Below are 14,253 nucleotides of genomic sequence, written 5' to 3'. Positions count from 1 at the left end.
GACTTACCGACTCCGCGACTCTGCGTCTCACACGGGTTGCACTAGGCGTATTCTTCCGCAACGATCGCGCGCTGTCAGTGGTACGTCGCACCGCAAAGCCGCCGGGCGCCGGTCAGCGGGGCACCCGCAGGACGAGCATGGCCACGTCGTCGTCGTTGTCGCCCGGCCGCACCCCCGACAGCAGCAGGTCGCAGAGGGAGTCCAGGGGCCGCTCGGCCAGCCCGGCGGCGTAGGCGGCCAGCCTGTCGAGCCCTTCGTCGAGGATGCGGCTCGGCGACTCGATCAGCCCGTCGGTGTAGAGCAGCAGCGTGGAGCCGGGCGGCAGCTCGACGGCGGCCTCCGGCCGGGGCGCGCGCAGGCCGGTGCCGAGCAGGAGGCCGTGGCCGTCCTCCAGGTAGCGGGCCCGCCCGCCGTGCTCCACCAGCAGCGGAGGCGGATGGCCCGCGTTGGTCCAGCGCAGCGTCCAGCGGCCGGACGGGCCGGGCTCCAGCCGGGCGAGGACCATGGTGGCCATGACGGGCTGGACCATCCGCGTCACGGCCTGGTCGAGCCGGTCCACGATGGCGTGCGGCGGATCGTCCTGGCCGCCCGCGAAGGCGCGCAGCATGTTGCAGACCTGGGCCATGCCGGCCGCGGCGTCGAGGTCGTGGCCGACGACGTCGCCGATCACCAGGGCGGTCGCGCCGCCGGGCAGGGGGAAGGCGTCGTACCAGTCGCCGCCGACCTGGGAGGCGCGCGGCGCGGGCCGGTAGCAGGCGGTCATCCGCAGGCCGGGCACCGACGGGAGCTGCGGCAGCAGGTGGCGCTGCATGGTCTCGGCGACCCGGCGCTGCCGCTCGTACAGGCGGGCGTTGTCCAGCGCGAGGCCGGCCCGGCGCGCGATGTCCTCCACCAGCAGCAGCTCGCTGCGGGTGAACGCGTCAGGGCGGGAGGCACGGCCGAGGGTCAGCGCCCCGACCGTCTCCCGGACGCCGCGGATCGGCGCGATGCTCGCCGAGTGCATGCCGGTCGCCTGGAACAGCTCCTGCTGGACGACCGCGAGGGCCGAGTCGGGCTGCCCCCGGTAGGTCTCGGGCCCGGCCAGGGCCGCGGTGACCCCGCGCAGCGCCCGTGACAGCGGCATCGAAGACGCCTCCGGCACGGGCGGCATGGCTCTCTCCAGGTCCTCGTGGTGGACGAGCCCGCCGTTCTCGTGGTGCACGACGACCTGCCGCGCCACGCCGCCCTCCTCGGTGAGCAGGTCCACGACCGCCCAGTCGGCGAGCAGCGGCACCACCAGCCGGACGAGCTGGCGCAGGATCTCCTGGACGTCGAGGGTGGAGGTGAGCGTCGCCGTGGTCTCCGCGAGGAGTGCCAGCCGGTCCAGCTCCGACAGCGGACCCTCGGCGTCGGCCGCCCACGGGCCGGGGGACGCGGCCGGGTCGACCTGGTGGAAGATCACCACCGCGCCCCGCTCCCCCGGCGCGAGCTCGCAGGGGGCGACGGTCCAGGCCAGCGGCAGCAGGGAGCCGTCGCCGCGCTCGAACCAGGCGAGCTCGCTCTGCAGGGTGCGCCCGGACAGGAACGCCTGCTTCACCATGCAGCGGATGCCGGGGATCGACTCGCCGCGGCTGTCGCGGTGCAGCAGCTCGTGGGCGTTGCGGCCGAGCAGGTCGGCGGTCCGGCGGCCGACCAGCCGCTCGGCCTCGGCGTTGACCGCGACGATGAGGCCCCGGTCGTCCACGACGTACACGCCGGCGTCGATGAGCTCGGGCAGCCGCCAGGCCCGCGCGGCCGAGCCCAGCCCGCCCGGAGCCGGCCCGGCCGACACCCGCCCGCCCGGAACCGGCCCGCCCGGGACCCGCCCGCCCGGAACCGGCCCGTTCCCGACCCGCCCGCTCCTGCCGCCGGCACCTTCCATGGTCCGGATCTCCTTCGACTCACCTCCCGCTCCCTCTACCCGCCGGATCTGACCCCATTACCCTCGGCTCCGCCCTTGTGACGCGCAGTCACCATGGCGCTACTCCTTCCGCGGGGCGTCGTACACGCCGACGGCCCAGCCGCCCGGCTGCTCGCCCACCTCGGCCGACAGACGTTCGAGCACCTCGGGACGGGACAGCGCCCCGGCCTGATCGTCCTCGTCGCAGCCCCTCGGCTCGCAGCCGACGGTCGACTTCATCACCTTGCTGATCGGGGCGTCCGAGGGGAAGACCCAGACCTCCAGGGTCTGGGGCCGCTTCAGCCAGTCGGCCGGCGCCGACAGCTCGTCGTGGTGCGGGCCGCCGCCCTTCCCGCACCGGCCGCTCGTGCCGCTCGGCTCGCCGCTCCTGGTGTCGGTGATCGTGACGACCCAGGCCCGCGGATCGGCGCAGACCACCGTGAAGCCGGTGGAACGGCTGACCGGGGTGAAGGTGATGGTCCGGTGGACGCCGACCGTGGAGAATTGCTCGGCGTGGATGCGCGGCATCGTGAACTCCTTGGCGCCCAGCTTCACCTGGTACGTCGCGGGCAGTTCCGGGGCGCGGACCACTTCGGCCATGTCCGCGGGCGGGCCCGCGGTCATCGAGGCCGGTGGCGCTTCCTGCCGGATGACCGGGAGGGTGAACACCAGCGTGACGGCGGCGGCGAGCGCGCCGCCCGCGCCCAGCGCCCGCCGGACCCGGCGACCCCGGTGGATGCGGCGGCCCCGCCGGACGATCGCGTCGAGGCTCACGGACGGCTCGCGGCCGGCCGGGTGGTGGCCGCGCTCGTCGAGCAGCGCGCGCAGGTCGCTTTCCGTGTGTCTCATCGCGAGGTCCTCTCCAGCGTCATGGTCCGGATGTCGGGATCGACGCGCAGCCGGGTGAGCGCCCGGCCGAGCTGGCTCTTCACCGCTCCCAGCGAGCAGCCGACGATGTCGGCGACCTGGGCGAGCGTCCGGCCCTCGAAGTAGTGCAGGACGATCACCGCGCGCTGGCGCGGCGACAGCGTGCCGATCGCGTTCCACAGCGCGGCCTGGTCCTCCAGCCGGGCGGCCGGGTCGTGCGGGTCGGCCGTGTCGGGCAGCGTGGCGGCCGGGATCTCACCCCGCCAGCGCCGTCTCCACCAGGAGGAGTGGGTGTTCACGATGATCCGGTAGACGTACGGATCGGGGTTGCCCTCGATCCGCCGCCAGGCCAGCCACGCCTTGGCCAGCGCCGTCTGCACCAGGTCCTCGGCCGTGCCCCAGTCCCGGGCGAGGAGGTATGCCATCCGGCACAGGCGCAGGTGACGCTGCGCCACGTACTCGGCGAACCCGTCGTCCATCAGTCAGCTCCGTCTTGTCGGTTCCGGCGATGACTACCGGCCGGGAAGGCGGTTCGGTTGACAGCGACTCGCAGATGTACATGCCTTTTGGTGCCTTCTGGGCTATGGTCACCGGTATGACGGGACCGTGGCGGACTGCACCCGGGTCCATCGCACGTCTCGGCGTGATGGGCCTGGTTCTGCTGTCCATGGTGCTCATGGTCTGCACGAACGCCGGCTCGCGCGCGGGCGCCGCGCACGCGTCGGCGTCGGTCTCCCACTCCGGCTGGACCCCCGACGGACTGGACGCCCGCCTGTCGAGCCTCCCGCCCGTGCAGCACGTCACCGCCCGCGAGCTCCACATGCTCTCGCTCTGGCCGCGCGGCGACCGCGCGTCGGACGCGCACCTGGCGCTGCTGCCGAGGACGGGCGCCGAGCCGGCCGCTTTCCGCGACCCCCAGCAGCTCGGTCACTGCGCCGCGGGCTCACGCAGCCCGCCGTCGATCTGACCGGTTCCCGCTCTACGTTCCGCGTTCCTTCCGGGCCGCCCGCCGTCGCGGGTCGTGGCCCTTCCCCGTGGTTTCCCTTCCGAGAAGGAGCCGATCTTCGTCATGGCCGGCGTTGGATCCCTTCACGACCTCATGCGGCACTACGACCAGCACCTGGAAGGGCTGGAGAGCCTGCGTACCCTGCTGCACGACCAGCTCGCCGCCGCCCGGCGCCTCCGGGACTCCCGGTCGGCGCGCCTGGCGGCCGCCATCGAGGCGGCGCTGGAGCGCATGGACCGCGGATGCTACGGCACCTGCCTGCGGTGCGGCGCGCTGATCCCGTTCGAGCAGCTCATGCGGCGGCCCCAGCGCCGCCACTGCGACGGCTGCGCCGAGACCCCGACCCGGGCCGCCTGACGGCCCGCCGGTGACCGGCGGCCGGGCTCGGGAGCGCCGCGCTCGTCCGGCGTGGCGGTCGCGAGTTCAGCCGCCGGAAAGATCATGATAAGTTCGGCGTCGCCGTGCATGGCCCGCGAGCTGAGGAGGTGAGACCGATCAACGCTGTGACAGATCGGGGCTCCCTCCCTCGCATGGCCTAGGGAGCGCCCGCAGCAGTCATCCCGGAAGGCATGAACCGCTTTGCGCTTCACTTCTCCGACGTCGTCGGACGGCGTCACCGAACGATCGTTCACCCTCGGCGAGATCCCCGGCGTGCTCTGGACGCCGCAGGACGCCACCGGCCCCCGCCCCCTGATCCTGATGGGGCACGGCGGCGGGCAGCACAAGAAGGCTCCGGGCGTCGTGGCCCGCGCGCGGCGCTTCGCCGCCGAAGGCGGCTTCGCGGTGGCCGCGATCGACGCGCCCCATCACGGCGAGCGGCCGAAGAGCGAGGAGTTCGCCCGGATCACGGCCGGGCTGCGGGCCGGCATGGCCGCGGGTGAGGACGTCGGCGAACAGCTCGCCGCCATGCACACGTTCCTCGCCGGACAGGCCGTGCCCGAATGGCGGGCGGTCCTCACCGCCCTGCGGGAGCTCGACGCCGTCGGCGGCGGGCCGGCGGGCTACTGGGGGATGTCGATGGGCTGCGCGCTCGGCGTCCCCCTCGTCGCCGCCGAGCCGCGGATCGGCGCCGCGGTGCTGGGCCTGCTCGGGGTGAACGGGCTGGCCGCGAGCGCCGCGGAGGTCGCCGTCCCGGTGCTGTTCCTGCTCCAGTGGGACGACGACATGGTGCCAAGGGAGCAGGGCCTGGCGCTGTTCGACGCCCTGGCCTCGCCCGGCAGGACGCTGCACGCGAACCCCGGCGGGCACGGGGAGATCCCCGAGCCGGAGACCGGCAGCGCGCTGCGGTTCTTCGCCCGGCACCTCACGTAGGCTCCCCGCCTCCTCACGCTGAGCGTCAGGAGGCGCGTCAGGAGGCGGAGGAAGCCGCCACCTGCGCCGGTCGCCGCAGCTGCGCGGTGGTGGCGGGCGTCGCGGGCGTCTCGGCCGCCGCCGGGGGCTGCTGCGGCTCGGCGCGGTGCCCCTGGCAGTAGCCGTTGCTGACGATCAGCCGGCCGCGCGCGGCGGTGTAGGCGCTGTTGTCGGGAGCGATGAGCACGCCCTGGCAGGTGGGGCAGACGAGAGGCTGGTCGGCGGTCATGGTGGCCCTTTCGGTGAGGGAATCGTCGTACGGGCACGCGATCAGAGGGCTCTGCCCAGGACACGCCGGGTCACACCCGGCGATTCCGCATCCGTCGCCGTCCCAGCGCGATCGGGGGGCCGCGCCACCTCGCAGTATGCCTCGCGCGCCTGCTCGGCGCGGCGCGCGGGGCGCGGGGCGGCTAAGGATCGTCATCCCGCGAGTACGATTCCTTACCTTCCACGAGGGACAACTTCTCCCGTGGAACGGGGGGTCGCCGTCGCCAAGGTGATATTCATCTCAACTGCGACAAGCCGTATCAATTACTGAGATCCGCCGTAGAACCGGACGGCTCGGCCGCGGCCGTGCGGGGCAGGACGGTCGCGGCGATGAGCACGGCGGCGAGCAGCAGCCCGGCCGCCAGGGTGAGCCCGAGCGCGTACCCCTCGGCGAGCGCCGCCGGGCCGGCCGACCCGCCGGCCCGGCCGTACGCGACGGTCCCGAGGCCGGCCAGCCCGAGCGCGGCCCCGAGCTGGCGCGAGCTGTTCAGCAGGCCCGACGCGGTGCCGCTCTCATGGGCCGCGACGCCGGCCGTGGCGGTGGAGACGACCGGCCCGAGACAGAGCCCGAACCCGGCCCCCGCGACCACCGAGGGCCCGAGGACGTCGGTGAGGAAGGCGCCGTCCGGGCTGATCAGCCCGAACCAGGCGAATCCGGCCCCGGTGAGCAGCCCGCCGAGCACCATGAGGGTCCGCGGCGCGAGCCGGTAGCCGAGCCGCACGCCGAGGGCGGCCCCCGCGACCACGGCGAGCGCGAACGGCAGGAACTGCAGCCCGGTCAGGGCCGGCCCGCTGCCGAGCACCCGCTGCAGGTAGAGGGAGACGAAGTAGAAGGCGGCGGCCATCGCCGCGCCGAGCAGCAGGTTGTAGGCGTTCGCCGCGGCGACCGAGCGGTTGGCGAACAGGCCGAGCCGGATCAGCGGCTCGCGGGCGGTGGTCCGCTCGACGTACGCGAACGCGGCCAGCAGCGCCACGGCGGCGGCCAGCGTCACCACGGTGACCGGCGAGGCCCATCCGAATTCCGCCGTGCGTACGATGCCGAACACCAGCAGCGTCATGCCCGCCGTGACCAGGACCGCGCCGAGGACGTCCGGCCGCCCGCCGCGCACCAGGGCGAGACCGGCCGCGACCCGCCAGACCAGGGCGAGCGCGACGGCCGCCATGGGCACGTTCACGAACATCACCCAGCGCCAGCCGGCGTACTCGGTGAGCACGCCGCCGATCAGCACGCCGAGCGCGCCGCCCGCGGCGTTCGTGGCGCTCCACACCCCGAAGGCCCGCACCCGCGCCCGTCCGGCGGGGAACGCCGCCGTCAGCAGCGCCAGGGCGGCCGGGGCCAGCGCGGCGGCGCCGACGCCCTGCGCGGCGCGGGCGGCCACCAGGTGGCCGGGCGCCTGGGCGAGGCCGCCGAGCAGCGAGGCGAGGCCGAACAGGACGAGCCCCGCGAGCAGGACCCTCTTCCTGCCGTACCGGTCGGCGGCCTTGCCGCCGAGGAGCAGCAGGCCGCCGAAGGTGAGCGCGTAGGCGTGGATCACCCAGGTCAGGCCCACGCCGCTGAAGCCGAGACCGGCCGCGATGCTCGGCAGGCCGACGTTCACGACGGACAGGTCCAGGGACACCATGAACTGCACGACGGCCACCGCGGCCAGGGTGATGCCCGGCCCGGCGCTTCTCATGGACTTTTGGAACATGTTCCGAAAGTAGCACCGCGAGTGCCCGGCCGTCGACAGCTGATGAGGGCCGCCAGAATGGGACGGTGTCCGGAACCGAATCGTCGCGCGGCCGCACCGGCCGGCCGCCGCTCACCTCCCGCGAGCAGATCCTGGCCGCGGCCCGCCGCATCATCGACAGGGACGGCTGGGAGAAGCTGACCGTCCGCCGGCTGGCCGCCGAGCTGGGCATCGGCGCGACGACGGTCTACCACCACGTACGCGACCGCGAGGACCTGCTGATCCAGCTCCTCAACCAGCACGCCGACCAGACCCTGAGCCCCGACCTGCCCGCCGAGCCGCGCGAGCGGATCGTGGCGGCGGCCGTCGCGATCCACGACTCCCTCGCCGCCTGGCCGTGGGCGGCCGAGGTGCTCACCACCGACGGCTTCCTCGGCCGCCTCGGCGAGTCGGCGCTGCGGATGGTGGAGGCCGTCGTGGCCGCCGCCGTCGACCACGGGTGCACGCCAGAGCAGGCCGTGCACGTCTTCCGCAGCATCTGGTACTACACGGTGGGCGAGATCCTGGTCCGCGCCCACTCGGAGGGGCGGCGGCCGGCCGGCGACGGGCGGCCCGCCTTCTTCGCCGGCGTCGACCTGTCACACCTGCCGCGCCTCGCCGCCCTGGGCGACCAGTGGCCCGCCCTCGCCGCGCGCGACACCTACCGGGAGGCGCTGCGGGCCTTCGTCGACGGGCTCCTCGCCCAGGCGGCCCGCTGACCTTTCTCGTCGCCTAATGGCGACAAATTCCGTTGCAGGGCGGTTTCTCCCTCAATACGACGGAGAGCGAAGCGAGCGAGCGCCAGATCGGCACGTTCCCGGTGGAGGACCAGATGCAGGAAAAGCTGCGCGCCGGGCACCGCGAGCAGCCGGATGACGTGATACCGGCCCTTCAGCGTGATCAGGATGTCCTCGATCTCGTCGTCGCGGCCGAGCCGCTGCCGGGGCGGCTACGTCGTGGTGTACGCGGTGGGCCGCATGGGCCTGCTGGACGTGGCGCGGCTGCACGTCGAGTCGCGTCCCACGGTCGAGCGGCTGAACAAGCTGCTGACGCAGGGCAACCCCAACTGACCGGCACCATAGATACAAGCATGGATGCATGCACGGTACGCTGGGCGTATGCCTAATGCCGCCGCCAAGCGCCCCTCCGCCGCCGAGACCGCGTACACGCTGACCAAGGAGCTGATCCTCTCCGGCGAGCTGCCCGGCGGCAGCCTCATCAGCGAGGGCGAGATCGCCGGCCGGGTCCAGGTGAGCAGGACCCCGGTGCGCGAGGCGTTCCTGCGGCTGGAGTCGGAGGAGCTGCTGGCGCTGCACCCCAAGCGCGGCGCGGTGGTCGTGCCGGTGCCGCCCGGCGAGGCGGCGGACGTGCTGGAGCTGCGGCTGGCGCTGGAGCGCTCGGCCGCCGAGCGCGTCGCCCGCACCGGCCTGGCCGGCGAGCACCTCGACCGGATGCGCGAGCTGCTGCGGCGGCAGCGCGCCCTCGCCACGGCGGCGGACGTCGGCGGGTTCGCCGCCGCCGACGAGGCGTTCCACCGGTGCGTCGTGGAGGCGTCGGGGAACCGGCTGGCCGGCCGGTTCTACGCCACCCTGGGCGATCGGCAGCGCCGGATGAGCGTGTCCGCGCTGACGCCCCGGCCGGAGCGGCTGTCGCTGCTGGCCGACGAGCACGAGACCCTGCTCGGCCACCTGGTGGCCGGCGACGCCGCCGCGTTCGCCGCGACGCTGCTCGCCCACCTCACCGCCACGCACGGCTCCCCTATCAGCTGACCGTGAAAGCCCCTTCTCGCATGCTCCACAGTCGTCCGTCCTGGCGGGTCGTCGCCCTGGCGATGTTCACCTGCGGCTGGGGCGGCAACCAGTTCACGCCGCTCCTGCTCATGTACCGCCGGCTGGGCGGCTACTCGGCGCTCAGCGTCGACGCCTTCCTCGGCGCGTACGTCGTGGGCCTCGTCCCCGGCCTGCTGCTCGCCGGGCCGGTGTCGGACCGGCGCGGGCGCCGTCCGGTCCTGGTGGCGGGCACCGCCGCCTCGGCCGTCGCGAGCCTGGTGCTCTGCTTCGGCGGCGGGAGCGCCTGGCCCATCTACGCGGGCCGGCTGCTCACCGGCGTCGCCGTCGGCATCGCCATGGCCGTGGGCACGAGCTGGGTCAAGGAGCTGTCCAGCGGCGCCGACCGGGCGCTGCCGGCCCGCCGCGCCTCGCTCTGCCAGACGGCCGGGTTCGCGCTCGGCGCCGGGGTGGCGGGCGCGCTGGCGCAGTGGGGGCCGTGGCCGATGGTGACCCCGTACGCGGTCCACGTCCTGCTCACCGCCGCGGTGCCGGCGCTGCTCCTGCGGGTGCCGGAGACCCGGCCGCGGGCCGCGGCCTCCCCGAGAGGGGGCCTGCTGCGGGCGCTGCTGACGGACCTGCGCGTCCCCGCCCCCGCCAGGAGGCGGTTCCGGCTGGTGGTGCTGCCGATGGCGCCGTGGGTGTTCGGCTCGGCGGGGCTCGCCTACGCCGTCATGCCGCAGCTCGTCGGCTTCCGCGTGGGCGACTGGGGGCTCGCGTACGCGACCGGGCTCACCGTGCTGACCCTCGGCATGGGCCTGGCCGTGCAGCCCGTGGCCAAGAGGCTGCACGCCAGGGCCCGCGCCGGACGCGCGCCGGTGGCCGCGATGACGGCGATGCTGGCCGGCACGGCGCTGTGCGCGGCGAACGCGGTGCTGCTGTCCGCCTGGCTCGCCGCCGCGGCGGCGGCCGTCCTGGGCGCCGCCTACGGCATCGCGGTGGTCTCCGGCCTGCTGGAGATCCAGCGCATGGCAGGGCCGGACGACCTCGCCGGGCTGACCGGCGTCTACTACACGCTCGCCTACGCCGGATTCCTGCTGCCCACCTTGCTCGCCTCCCTGTCGGGGTGGCTGTCGTACCCGGTCATGTTGACCGCGTTGGCCGGGGCGGCGCTGCTCTGCCTCGCCGTGGTCGCGACCGGCGCCCGGACCACCACCGCCTGAGCGCCGGCCTCACCACACCTGCAGCAACGCGCCGAACTCCTTGTCCACGTCCCAGACGCGCGGGAAGGTGAGCACCCGCCCGCCGTCGAGGCCGCCGCAGTACACCTGCTTGCCCCAGGCCGATACGATGCCCTGGGCCGCCACCTGCCACCAGGCCGCGCCCGGGTAGGAGAAGATCGGGCCGCCGCTGTCGCCGGCGGCCACGGCGCAGCCGCCGGCGACGTGCTTGGCGCGCACCATGTGCTTCACCTTCTGCCCGTTCGTGTACGTGCCGCTCCAGCCGACCTCGGTCACCCTGATCAGGCAGACCTGGCCGAGGCTGGCGCCGGAGTTGCAGACGAAGTTGCCGACGTGCGCCTTCCACAGGGCCACGACCTGGGCGTTCGAGGCGGAGGACGGGCTGCCGTTGAAGGCGTTGGCGGTGGCGTCGGCGAGCACGATCGCGGCGTCGCGCTTGGTGACGTACCAGGAGTACTCGCCCATGCGGTTCGCCGGGTCGCCGGTGCCGCCGCCGTCGTAGAAGGTGTCCCAGAGCTTGCCGCAGTGGGCGGCCGTGAGGAAGCCGGGAGTGCCGTTCTTGTCGTAGACGGCGAAGCCGGAGGTGCAGCCCGCGCCGGTGGCGGCGTTCGTGGTGCGGCCACCGGCGTAGTAGCTGGGGACGTCGTCGCGCCGGTCCCACGCCGGGCTCATCTCCTCGCCGCCCTCCACGGTGATCGGCGCGCTCGCCCCTGCGGGCCGCAGCAGCGCGCCGGGGGTGACGTCCTCGGCGGCGGCCGAGAGGCGTACGCCGCTGCCGTCGGGCGCCGGGGCGGCGCCCGTGACCTGGCCGGACTCGGTCCACTCGGCGGCCTCCGCCAGCAGCCGCGCCTGGCTGTAGGGGGCCGGGAGCACCCGTACGGGCGCGCGCAGCCGTCCCTCCTCCAGCGCGCTCTGGACGGCCGGCGGCACCTCGCCGTGCCAGTACACGCGGACCTCGTGGTTCTCCGGGGCGACGATCATCCCGGCGTACCCTTCGGCGTGCTCGGCGGAGTCGAGGACACGGTCGGCCGCCGCGTTCAGGCGCGCCTGCTCGGCGAACAGGTCCGCCCAGCCGGCGAACCCGCCGGGCACGGGCTCGCGCGGCCCCGTCGCGTCGCCGGCCGGCGGTTTGCCGTCGGGGACGCGGGCGCGTACCGGGTCGTCGCCGGTCCCGGTGACCGAGGCGGTTCCGGCGGCTGAGGCGGTTCCGGCGGCTGAGGCCGTTCCGGCGGCTGAGGCGGTTCCGGCGCCCAGGACGGGCAGCAGGACGCAGGCGGCCGCAGCCACGAGACGTAAACGGATTTTTCTGGACATGGTCCCCCCATGAGTTCGATGAAGGGCCATCACAGCGCGCTCCGCGACCGAGCGCCGCGTCCTTCTACCGCCTGGGAGAGTGCTCCCGGAGCTTGCGCGCCACCACCCCGATTTCCGGTCTTCACCTGCGGACACGCATACCTTGAGCGCTTTCCGTGAAGAAAGAGCGTCATGGACACCAGCCCCCGAGGCGACACCCCGCTACCGGACCTGCTCGACGCCACCCCCGGCCTGTGGGTGGACGACCGCGAGGAGGACGACCCGGTGCTACTCCGCGCCGACGGCCGCCCGGTCGACACCTGGCGCCAGCACTACCCGTACGACTCCCGCCTGTCCCGCGACGAGTACGAGCGCGACAAGCGGCTGCTGCAGATCGAACTGGTCAAGCTGCAGTACTGGATCAAGGACACCGGGCAGCGCCTGGTGATCCTCTTCGAGGGGCGCGACGCGGCCGGCAAGGGCGGCACGATCAAGCGGTTCACGGAGCACCTCAACCCGCGCGGCGCGACCGTCGTGGCCCTGGAGAAGCCCAGCGAGCGCGAACGCGACCAGTGGTACTTCCAGCGGTACATCGCCCACCTGCCGGCCAAGGGGGAGATCGTGCTGTTCGACCGCTCCTGGTACAACCGGGCGGGCGTGGAGCGGGTCATGGGGTTCTGCACCGAGGAGGAGTACCTCGAGTTCATCGAGCAGACGCCGCGACTGGAGGACCTGCTGGTGGAGTCGGGGCTGCACCTGGTCAAGCTGTGGTTCTCGGTGTCGCGGGCCGAGCAGCGCACCCGCTTCATCATCCGGCAGGTGGACCCGGTCAGGCAGTGGAAACTGTCGTCGATGGACCTCGCCTCGCTGCACAAGTGGGACGACTACACCCGGGCGAAGGAGGACATGTTCCTGCACACCGACACCGAGCGCGCCCCGTGGACGGTCATCAAGAGCAACGACAAGAAACGCGCCCGGCTGGAGGCCATGCGGCACGTGCTCAGCCTCTTCGACTACGAGGGCAAGGACCGCGAGGTCGTCGGCACCCCGGATCCGCTCATCGTGATCTCGGCTGGTGACATCTTCGACGAGGACCACGCCCTGCCGGACTCACCGTAGGCCCGTCACCCGTACACCGGGGGGAGTACGGCGGCGGCCGCTCACGGGCGGACGCCGCCCCGGCCCGAGCCGGAGACGATGTCCGGACCGGGAACCGCTTCGGAAGGCGGACAGGCCATGGACGGAAACGACGAGCACACCCTCGGGACGCTGTTACGGCGCTGGCGGGAACGCGCCCTGCTCACCCAGGAACAACTGGCCGAGAAGGCGGGCCTGAGCGTCCGCACCATCCGCCGGCTGGAGCGCGGCGATCCACACCGGCCGCGTACGGCGTCGCTACGACTCCTCAGCGAGGCACTGGACCTGAACACGGCCGAACACACACTCCTCACCGCCACTCCCACCGTCCGGTCACCGTCAGCGGCCCGGGAACGCCCACCCTCCGGCCCGCCCGACACGCCCAGCACGCCCGACTTCTACAGCGCGCCCGGCGCGTGCGGCCCCCGGCCTCCCACCACCCCGCCGCCTCACGCCACCCCGCCTCACGCCACCCCGCCTGACGCCGGCCCGCCCCCTGCCACTCTCTCCCTCGCCGCCCTGCCCCTCACCGTACGGGACGCCGCCGCCCGCCTGCGGTCCGCGTGGGACGCCGGCCACGTACGGCGCGGCGGCGACGGGCGCTGCTCCGGCCCCTTCAGCCGGCCCCCCTGGTGGAACGCCGCCCCTTGACCGCACCGCCTGACTCTCCCGTCGAACAGAGTGCCCGGCCGATGCCGGATGTCCGATAAATTCTCTTTCGGTCATGCCTTTGCTCACTCTTGAAGGGTCGATACCGGTGCGTGGAACGCTGCTGATCGCAGCCCTGGTCGGAAGCCTGGCAGGCTGCGCCGCCGTCCCCGGACGCATCACCTGGCCCTCCGGCGACTCCCCACCGGCCCCGGCCACCTCATCGGCGGCCACTCCGCCCATCACACCATCGGCCACCCCCACCCCCACCCCCACTCCCTCCGCGACCCGCGCGGCGCTGACCTCCTCGGAGGCGGCGCGGGCCCTGCGCACCTGGGTGAGGGCGTACAACGCGACGCTCAAGAAGCCCAAGTGGTGGTGGAAGAACGACCTCCTCGACGCGCTGTTCGTCGAGGGGGCCCTGCACGAGGGCGTGCTCGAACGCAGCCACGAGGAGCGCGGCCGCGAACCGGGCCACAAGCGGATCGCCCTGACCGGCAACCCGGTGATCTACCTGCCCCGGCCGGAGAAGCAGCCGTCGATCGGCGACTGGTTCATCGCGCAGGCCACCTACAAGGACACCAAGGGCCACGCCCGCCCGCACGTGCTCGCGTTCTTCCGCTCACCCGGGCACGCGTTCCGGCTGGTCGTCTCCACCCCGGTCCACTGGGGTCAGAAAATGCCGAAGCCGCTGCTCGACGCCGACGGCCACGTCACGGACATGGACGACGACCTGGCCGCCGCCGTGGCGAAGGAGTACCAGAACTTCTGGAACCACGAGAAGAAGGAGGGCGCCTCCGGCTACCGCCTGGCCAAGGACAGCTTCAGCCGCAAGGCGTTCCCCGCCGTCTACAAGGGGCTGTACGTCCGCTTCGCCCGCCACGGCTCGATCTTCGGCTTCCGCACCGCGGACGGCGGCTCGTTCCTCCTGTTCGCCCTGCTGAACAACGACAAGAGCGTCCACCAGGTGCTGAGCGAGGCCCTGCTGGTGCCCAAGGGCAGCAGGACCATCCAGGAGTTGGGCGCCAACTGGTTCTCCTGAGCCGGCTCC

General features: G+C 73.5%; 16 protein-coding genes. 10 read left to right on the top strand and 6 right to left on the bottom strand.

Features of this window, described 5'->3' with window-relative positions:
- Positions 1 to 112: 112 nt before the first annotated feature.
- The 3 genes from ACBR40_RS02430 to ACBR40_RS02420 all read right to left on the bottom strand — a co-directional run bounded on the left by ACBR40_RS02430 (position 113) and on the right by ACBR40_RS02420 (position 3,264).
- Positions 113 to 1,900: a SpoIIE family protein phosphatase gene (locus tag ACBR40_RS02430; protein ID WP_371247196.1), complete on the bottom strand. Its 1,788-nt coding sequence runs from the start codon at positions 1,898 to 1,900 to the stop codon at positions 113 to 115.
- A 99-nt stretch (positions 1,901 to 1,999) separates the two neighbouring features.
- Complete coding sequence (locus ACBR40_RS02425) at positions 2,000 to 2,767, bottom strand: hypothetical protein (protein ID WP_371247195.1); 768 nt, start codon at positions 2,765 to 2,767, stop codon at positions 2,000 to 2,002.
- Positions 2,764 to 3,264: a SigE family RNA polymerase sigma factor gene (locus ACBR40_RS02420; protein ID WP_344219017.1), complete on the bottom strand. Its 501-nt coding sequence runs from the start codon at positions 3,262 to 3,264 to the stop codon at positions 2,764 to 2,766. The genes ACBR40_RS02425 and ACBR40_RS02420 overlap by 4 nt, the downstream gene beginning before the upstream one ends.
- Before the next feature lie 164 nt (positions 3,265 to 3,428).
- Between ACBR40_RS02420 and ACBR40_RS02415 the strand changes: the two genes are divergently transcribed.
- From ACBR40_RS02415 to ACBR40_RS02405, 3 genes are all read left to right on the top strand, one after another.
- Entirely contained in the window at positions 3,429 to 3,752 is a 324-nt protein-coding gene (locus ACBR40_RS02415; RefSeq protein ID WP_371247194.1) for a hypothetical protein, read from the top strand.
- A 102-nt stretch (positions 3,753 to 3,854) separates the two neighbouring features.
- Complete coding sequence (locus tag ACBR40_RS02410; protein WP_364452152.1) at positions 3,855 to 4,148, top strand: TraR/DksA C4-type zinc finger protein; 294 nt, start codon at positions 3,855 to 3,857, stop codon at positions 4,146 to 4,148.
- 222 nt (positions 4,149 to 4,370) lie between these two features.
- On the top strand, positions 4,371 to 5,102 hold the full coding sequence (locus tag ACBR40_RS02405; protein ID WP_371247193.1) for a dienelactone hydrolase family protein: 732 nt from the start codon (positions 4,371 to 4,373) through the stop codon (positions 5,100 to 5,102).
- Between the two features lie 37 nt (positions 5,103 to 5,139).
- Here the strand turns inward: ACBR40_RS02405 and ACBR40_RS02400 are convergent, their stop codons facing one another.
- Positions 5,140 to 5,370 carry a hypothetical protein gene (locus ACBR40_RS02400; RefSeq protein WP_344219025.1) on the bottom strand — a complete coding sequence of 77 codons (231 nt, stop codon included), beginning with the start codon at positions 5,368 to 5,370 and terminating at the stop codon, positions 5,140 to 5,142.
- A gap of 298 nt (positions 5,371 to 5,668) precedes the next feature.
- Positions 5,669 to 7,099, bottom strand: coding sequence for an MFS transporter (locus ACBR40_RS02395; RefSeq protein ID WP_371247192.1), 1,431 nt, complete (start codon positions 7,097 to 7,099; stop codon positions 5,669 to 5,671).
- A gap of 65 nt (positions 7,100 to 7,164) precedes the next feature.
- Between ACBR40_RS02395 and ACBR40_RS02390 the strand changes: the two genes are divergently transcribed.
- The 4 genes from ACBR40_RS02390 (at position 7,165) to ACBR40_RS02375 (ending at position 10,106) form a co-directional block, all read left to right on the top strand.
- Complete coding sequence (locus ACBR40_RS02390; protein ID WP_371247191.1) at positions 7,165 to 7,836, top strand: TetR/AcrR family transcriptional regulator; 672 nt, start codon at positions 7,165 to 7,167, stop codon at positions 7,834 to 7,836.
- 186 nt (positions 7,837 to 8,022) lie between these two features.
- Complete coding sequence (locus tag ACBR40_RS02385; protein WP_371247190.1) at positions 8,023 to 8,187, top strand: hypothetical protein; 165 nt, start codon at positions 8,023 to 8,025, stop codon at positions 8,185 to 8,187.
- 48 nt (positions 8,188 to 8,235) lie between these two features.
- Positions 8,236 to 8,886 carry a GntR family transcriptional regulator gene (locus ACBR40_RS02380; RefSeq protein ID WP_371247189.1) on the top strand — a complete coding sequence of 217 codons (651 nt, stop codon included), beginning with the start codon at positions 8,236 to 8,238 and terminating at the stop codon, positions 8,884 to 8,886.
- Between the two features lie 20 nt (positions 8,887 to 8,906).
- Entirely contained in the window at positions 8,907 to 10,106 is a 1,200-nt protein-coding gene (locus ACBR40_RS02375; protein WP_371247188.1) for an MFS transporter, read from the top strand.
- Positions 10,107 to 10,115: 9 nt separating this feature from the next.
- Here the strand turns inward: ACBR40_RS02375 and ACBR40_RS02370 are convergent, their stop codons facing one another.
- Positions 10,116 to 11,438, bottom strand: coding sequence for a hypothetical protein (locus ACBR40_RS02370; RefSeq protein WP_371247187.1), 1,323 nt, complete (start codon positions 11,436 to 11,438; stop codon positions 10,116 to 10,118).
- Positions 11,439 to 11,609: 171 nt separating this feature from the next.
- Between ACBR40_RS02370 and ppk2 the strand changes: the two genes are divergently transcribed.
- From ppk2 to ACBR40_RS02355, 3 genes are all read left to right on the top strand, one after another.
- Positions 11,610 to 12,536, top strand: coding sequence for a polyphosphate kinase 2 (gene ppk2 / locus ACBR40_RS02365; RefSeq protein WP_364452167.1), 927 nt, complete (start codon positions 11,610 to 11,612; stop codon positions 12,534 to 12,536).
- Positions 12,537 to 12,653: 117 nt separating this feature from the next.
- Complete coding sequence (locus ACBR40_RS02360; RefSeq protein ID WP_371247186.1) at positions 12,654 to 13,205, top strand: helix-turn-helix domain-containing protein; 552 nt, start codon at positions 12,654 to 12,656, stop codon at positions 13,203 to 13,205.
- A gap of 106 nt (positions 13,206 to 13,311) precedes the next feature.
- Positions 13,312 to 14,244, top strand: a complete 933-nt coding sequence (locus ACBR40_RS02355; RefSeq protein WP_371247185.1) for a hypothetical protein — start codon at positions 13,312 to 13,314, stop codon at positions 14,242 to 14,244.
- The last annotated feature ends 9 nt before the right edge of the window (positions 14,245 to 14,253 follow it).

Source organism: Nonomuraea sp. AD125B, assembly GCF_041402765.1.
Lineage (GTDB): Bacteria > Actinomycetota > Actinomycetes > Streptosporangiales > Streptosporangiaceae > Nonomuraea > Nonomuraea bangladeshensis.
The sequence above is the reverse complement of the archived record's forward strand: the minus strand, read 5'-3'. Positions and strand labels throughout refer to the sequence as shown.

Bases quoted from the DNA above. Each gene is read 5' to 3' on its own strand.
- ACBR40_RS02430 (WP_371247196.1), bottom strand. From the start codon at position 1,900: ATGGAAGGTGCCGGCGGCAGGAGCGGGCGGGTCGGGAACGGGCCGGTT.
- ACBR40_RS02425 (WP_371247195.1), bottom strand. From the start codon at position 2,767: ATGAGACACACGGAAAGCGACCTGCGCGCGCTGCTCGACGAGCGCGGC.
- ACBR40_RS02420 (WP_344219017.1), bottom strand. From the start codon at position 3,264: ATGGACGACGGGTTCGCCGAGTACGTGGCGCAGCGTCACCTGCGCCTG.
- ACBR40_RS02410 (WP_364452152.1), top strand. From the start codon at position 3,855: ATGGCCGGCGTTGGATCCCTTCACGACCTCATGCGGCACTACGACCAG.
- ACBR40_RS02400 (WP_344219025.1), bottom strand. From the start codon at position 5,370: ATGACCGCCGACCAGCCTCTCGTCTGCCCCACCTGCCAGGGCGTGCTC.
- ACBR40_RS02395 (WP_371247192.1), bottom strand. From the start codon at position 7,099: ATGTTCCAAAAGTCCATGAGAAGCGCCGGGCCGGGCATCACCCTGGCC.
- ACBR40_RS02385 (WP_371247190.1), top strand. From the start codon at position 8,023: ATGTCCTCGATCTCGTCGTCGCGGCCGAGCCGCTGCCGGGGCGGCTAC.
- ACBR40_RS02380 (WP_371247189.1), top strand. From the start codon at position 8,236: ATGCCTAATGCCGCCGCCAAGCGCCCCTCCGCCGCCGAGACCGCGTAC.
- ACBR40_RS02375 (WP_371247188.1), top strand. From the start codon at position 8,907: ATGCTCCACAGTCGTCCGTCCTGGCGGGTCGTCGCCCTGGCGATGTTC.
- ACBR40_RS02370 (WP_371247187.1), bottom strand. From the start codon at position 11,438: ATGTCCAGAAAAATCCGTTTACGTCTCGTGGCTGCGGCCGCCTGCGTC.
- ppk2 (WP_364452167.1), top strand. From the start codon at position 11,610: ATGGACACCAGCCCCCGAGGCGACACCCCGCTACCGGACCTGCTCGAC.
- ACBR40_RS02360 (WP_371247186.1), top strand. From the start codon at position 12,654: ATGGACGGAAACGACGAGCACACCCTCGGGACGCTGTTACGGCGCTGG.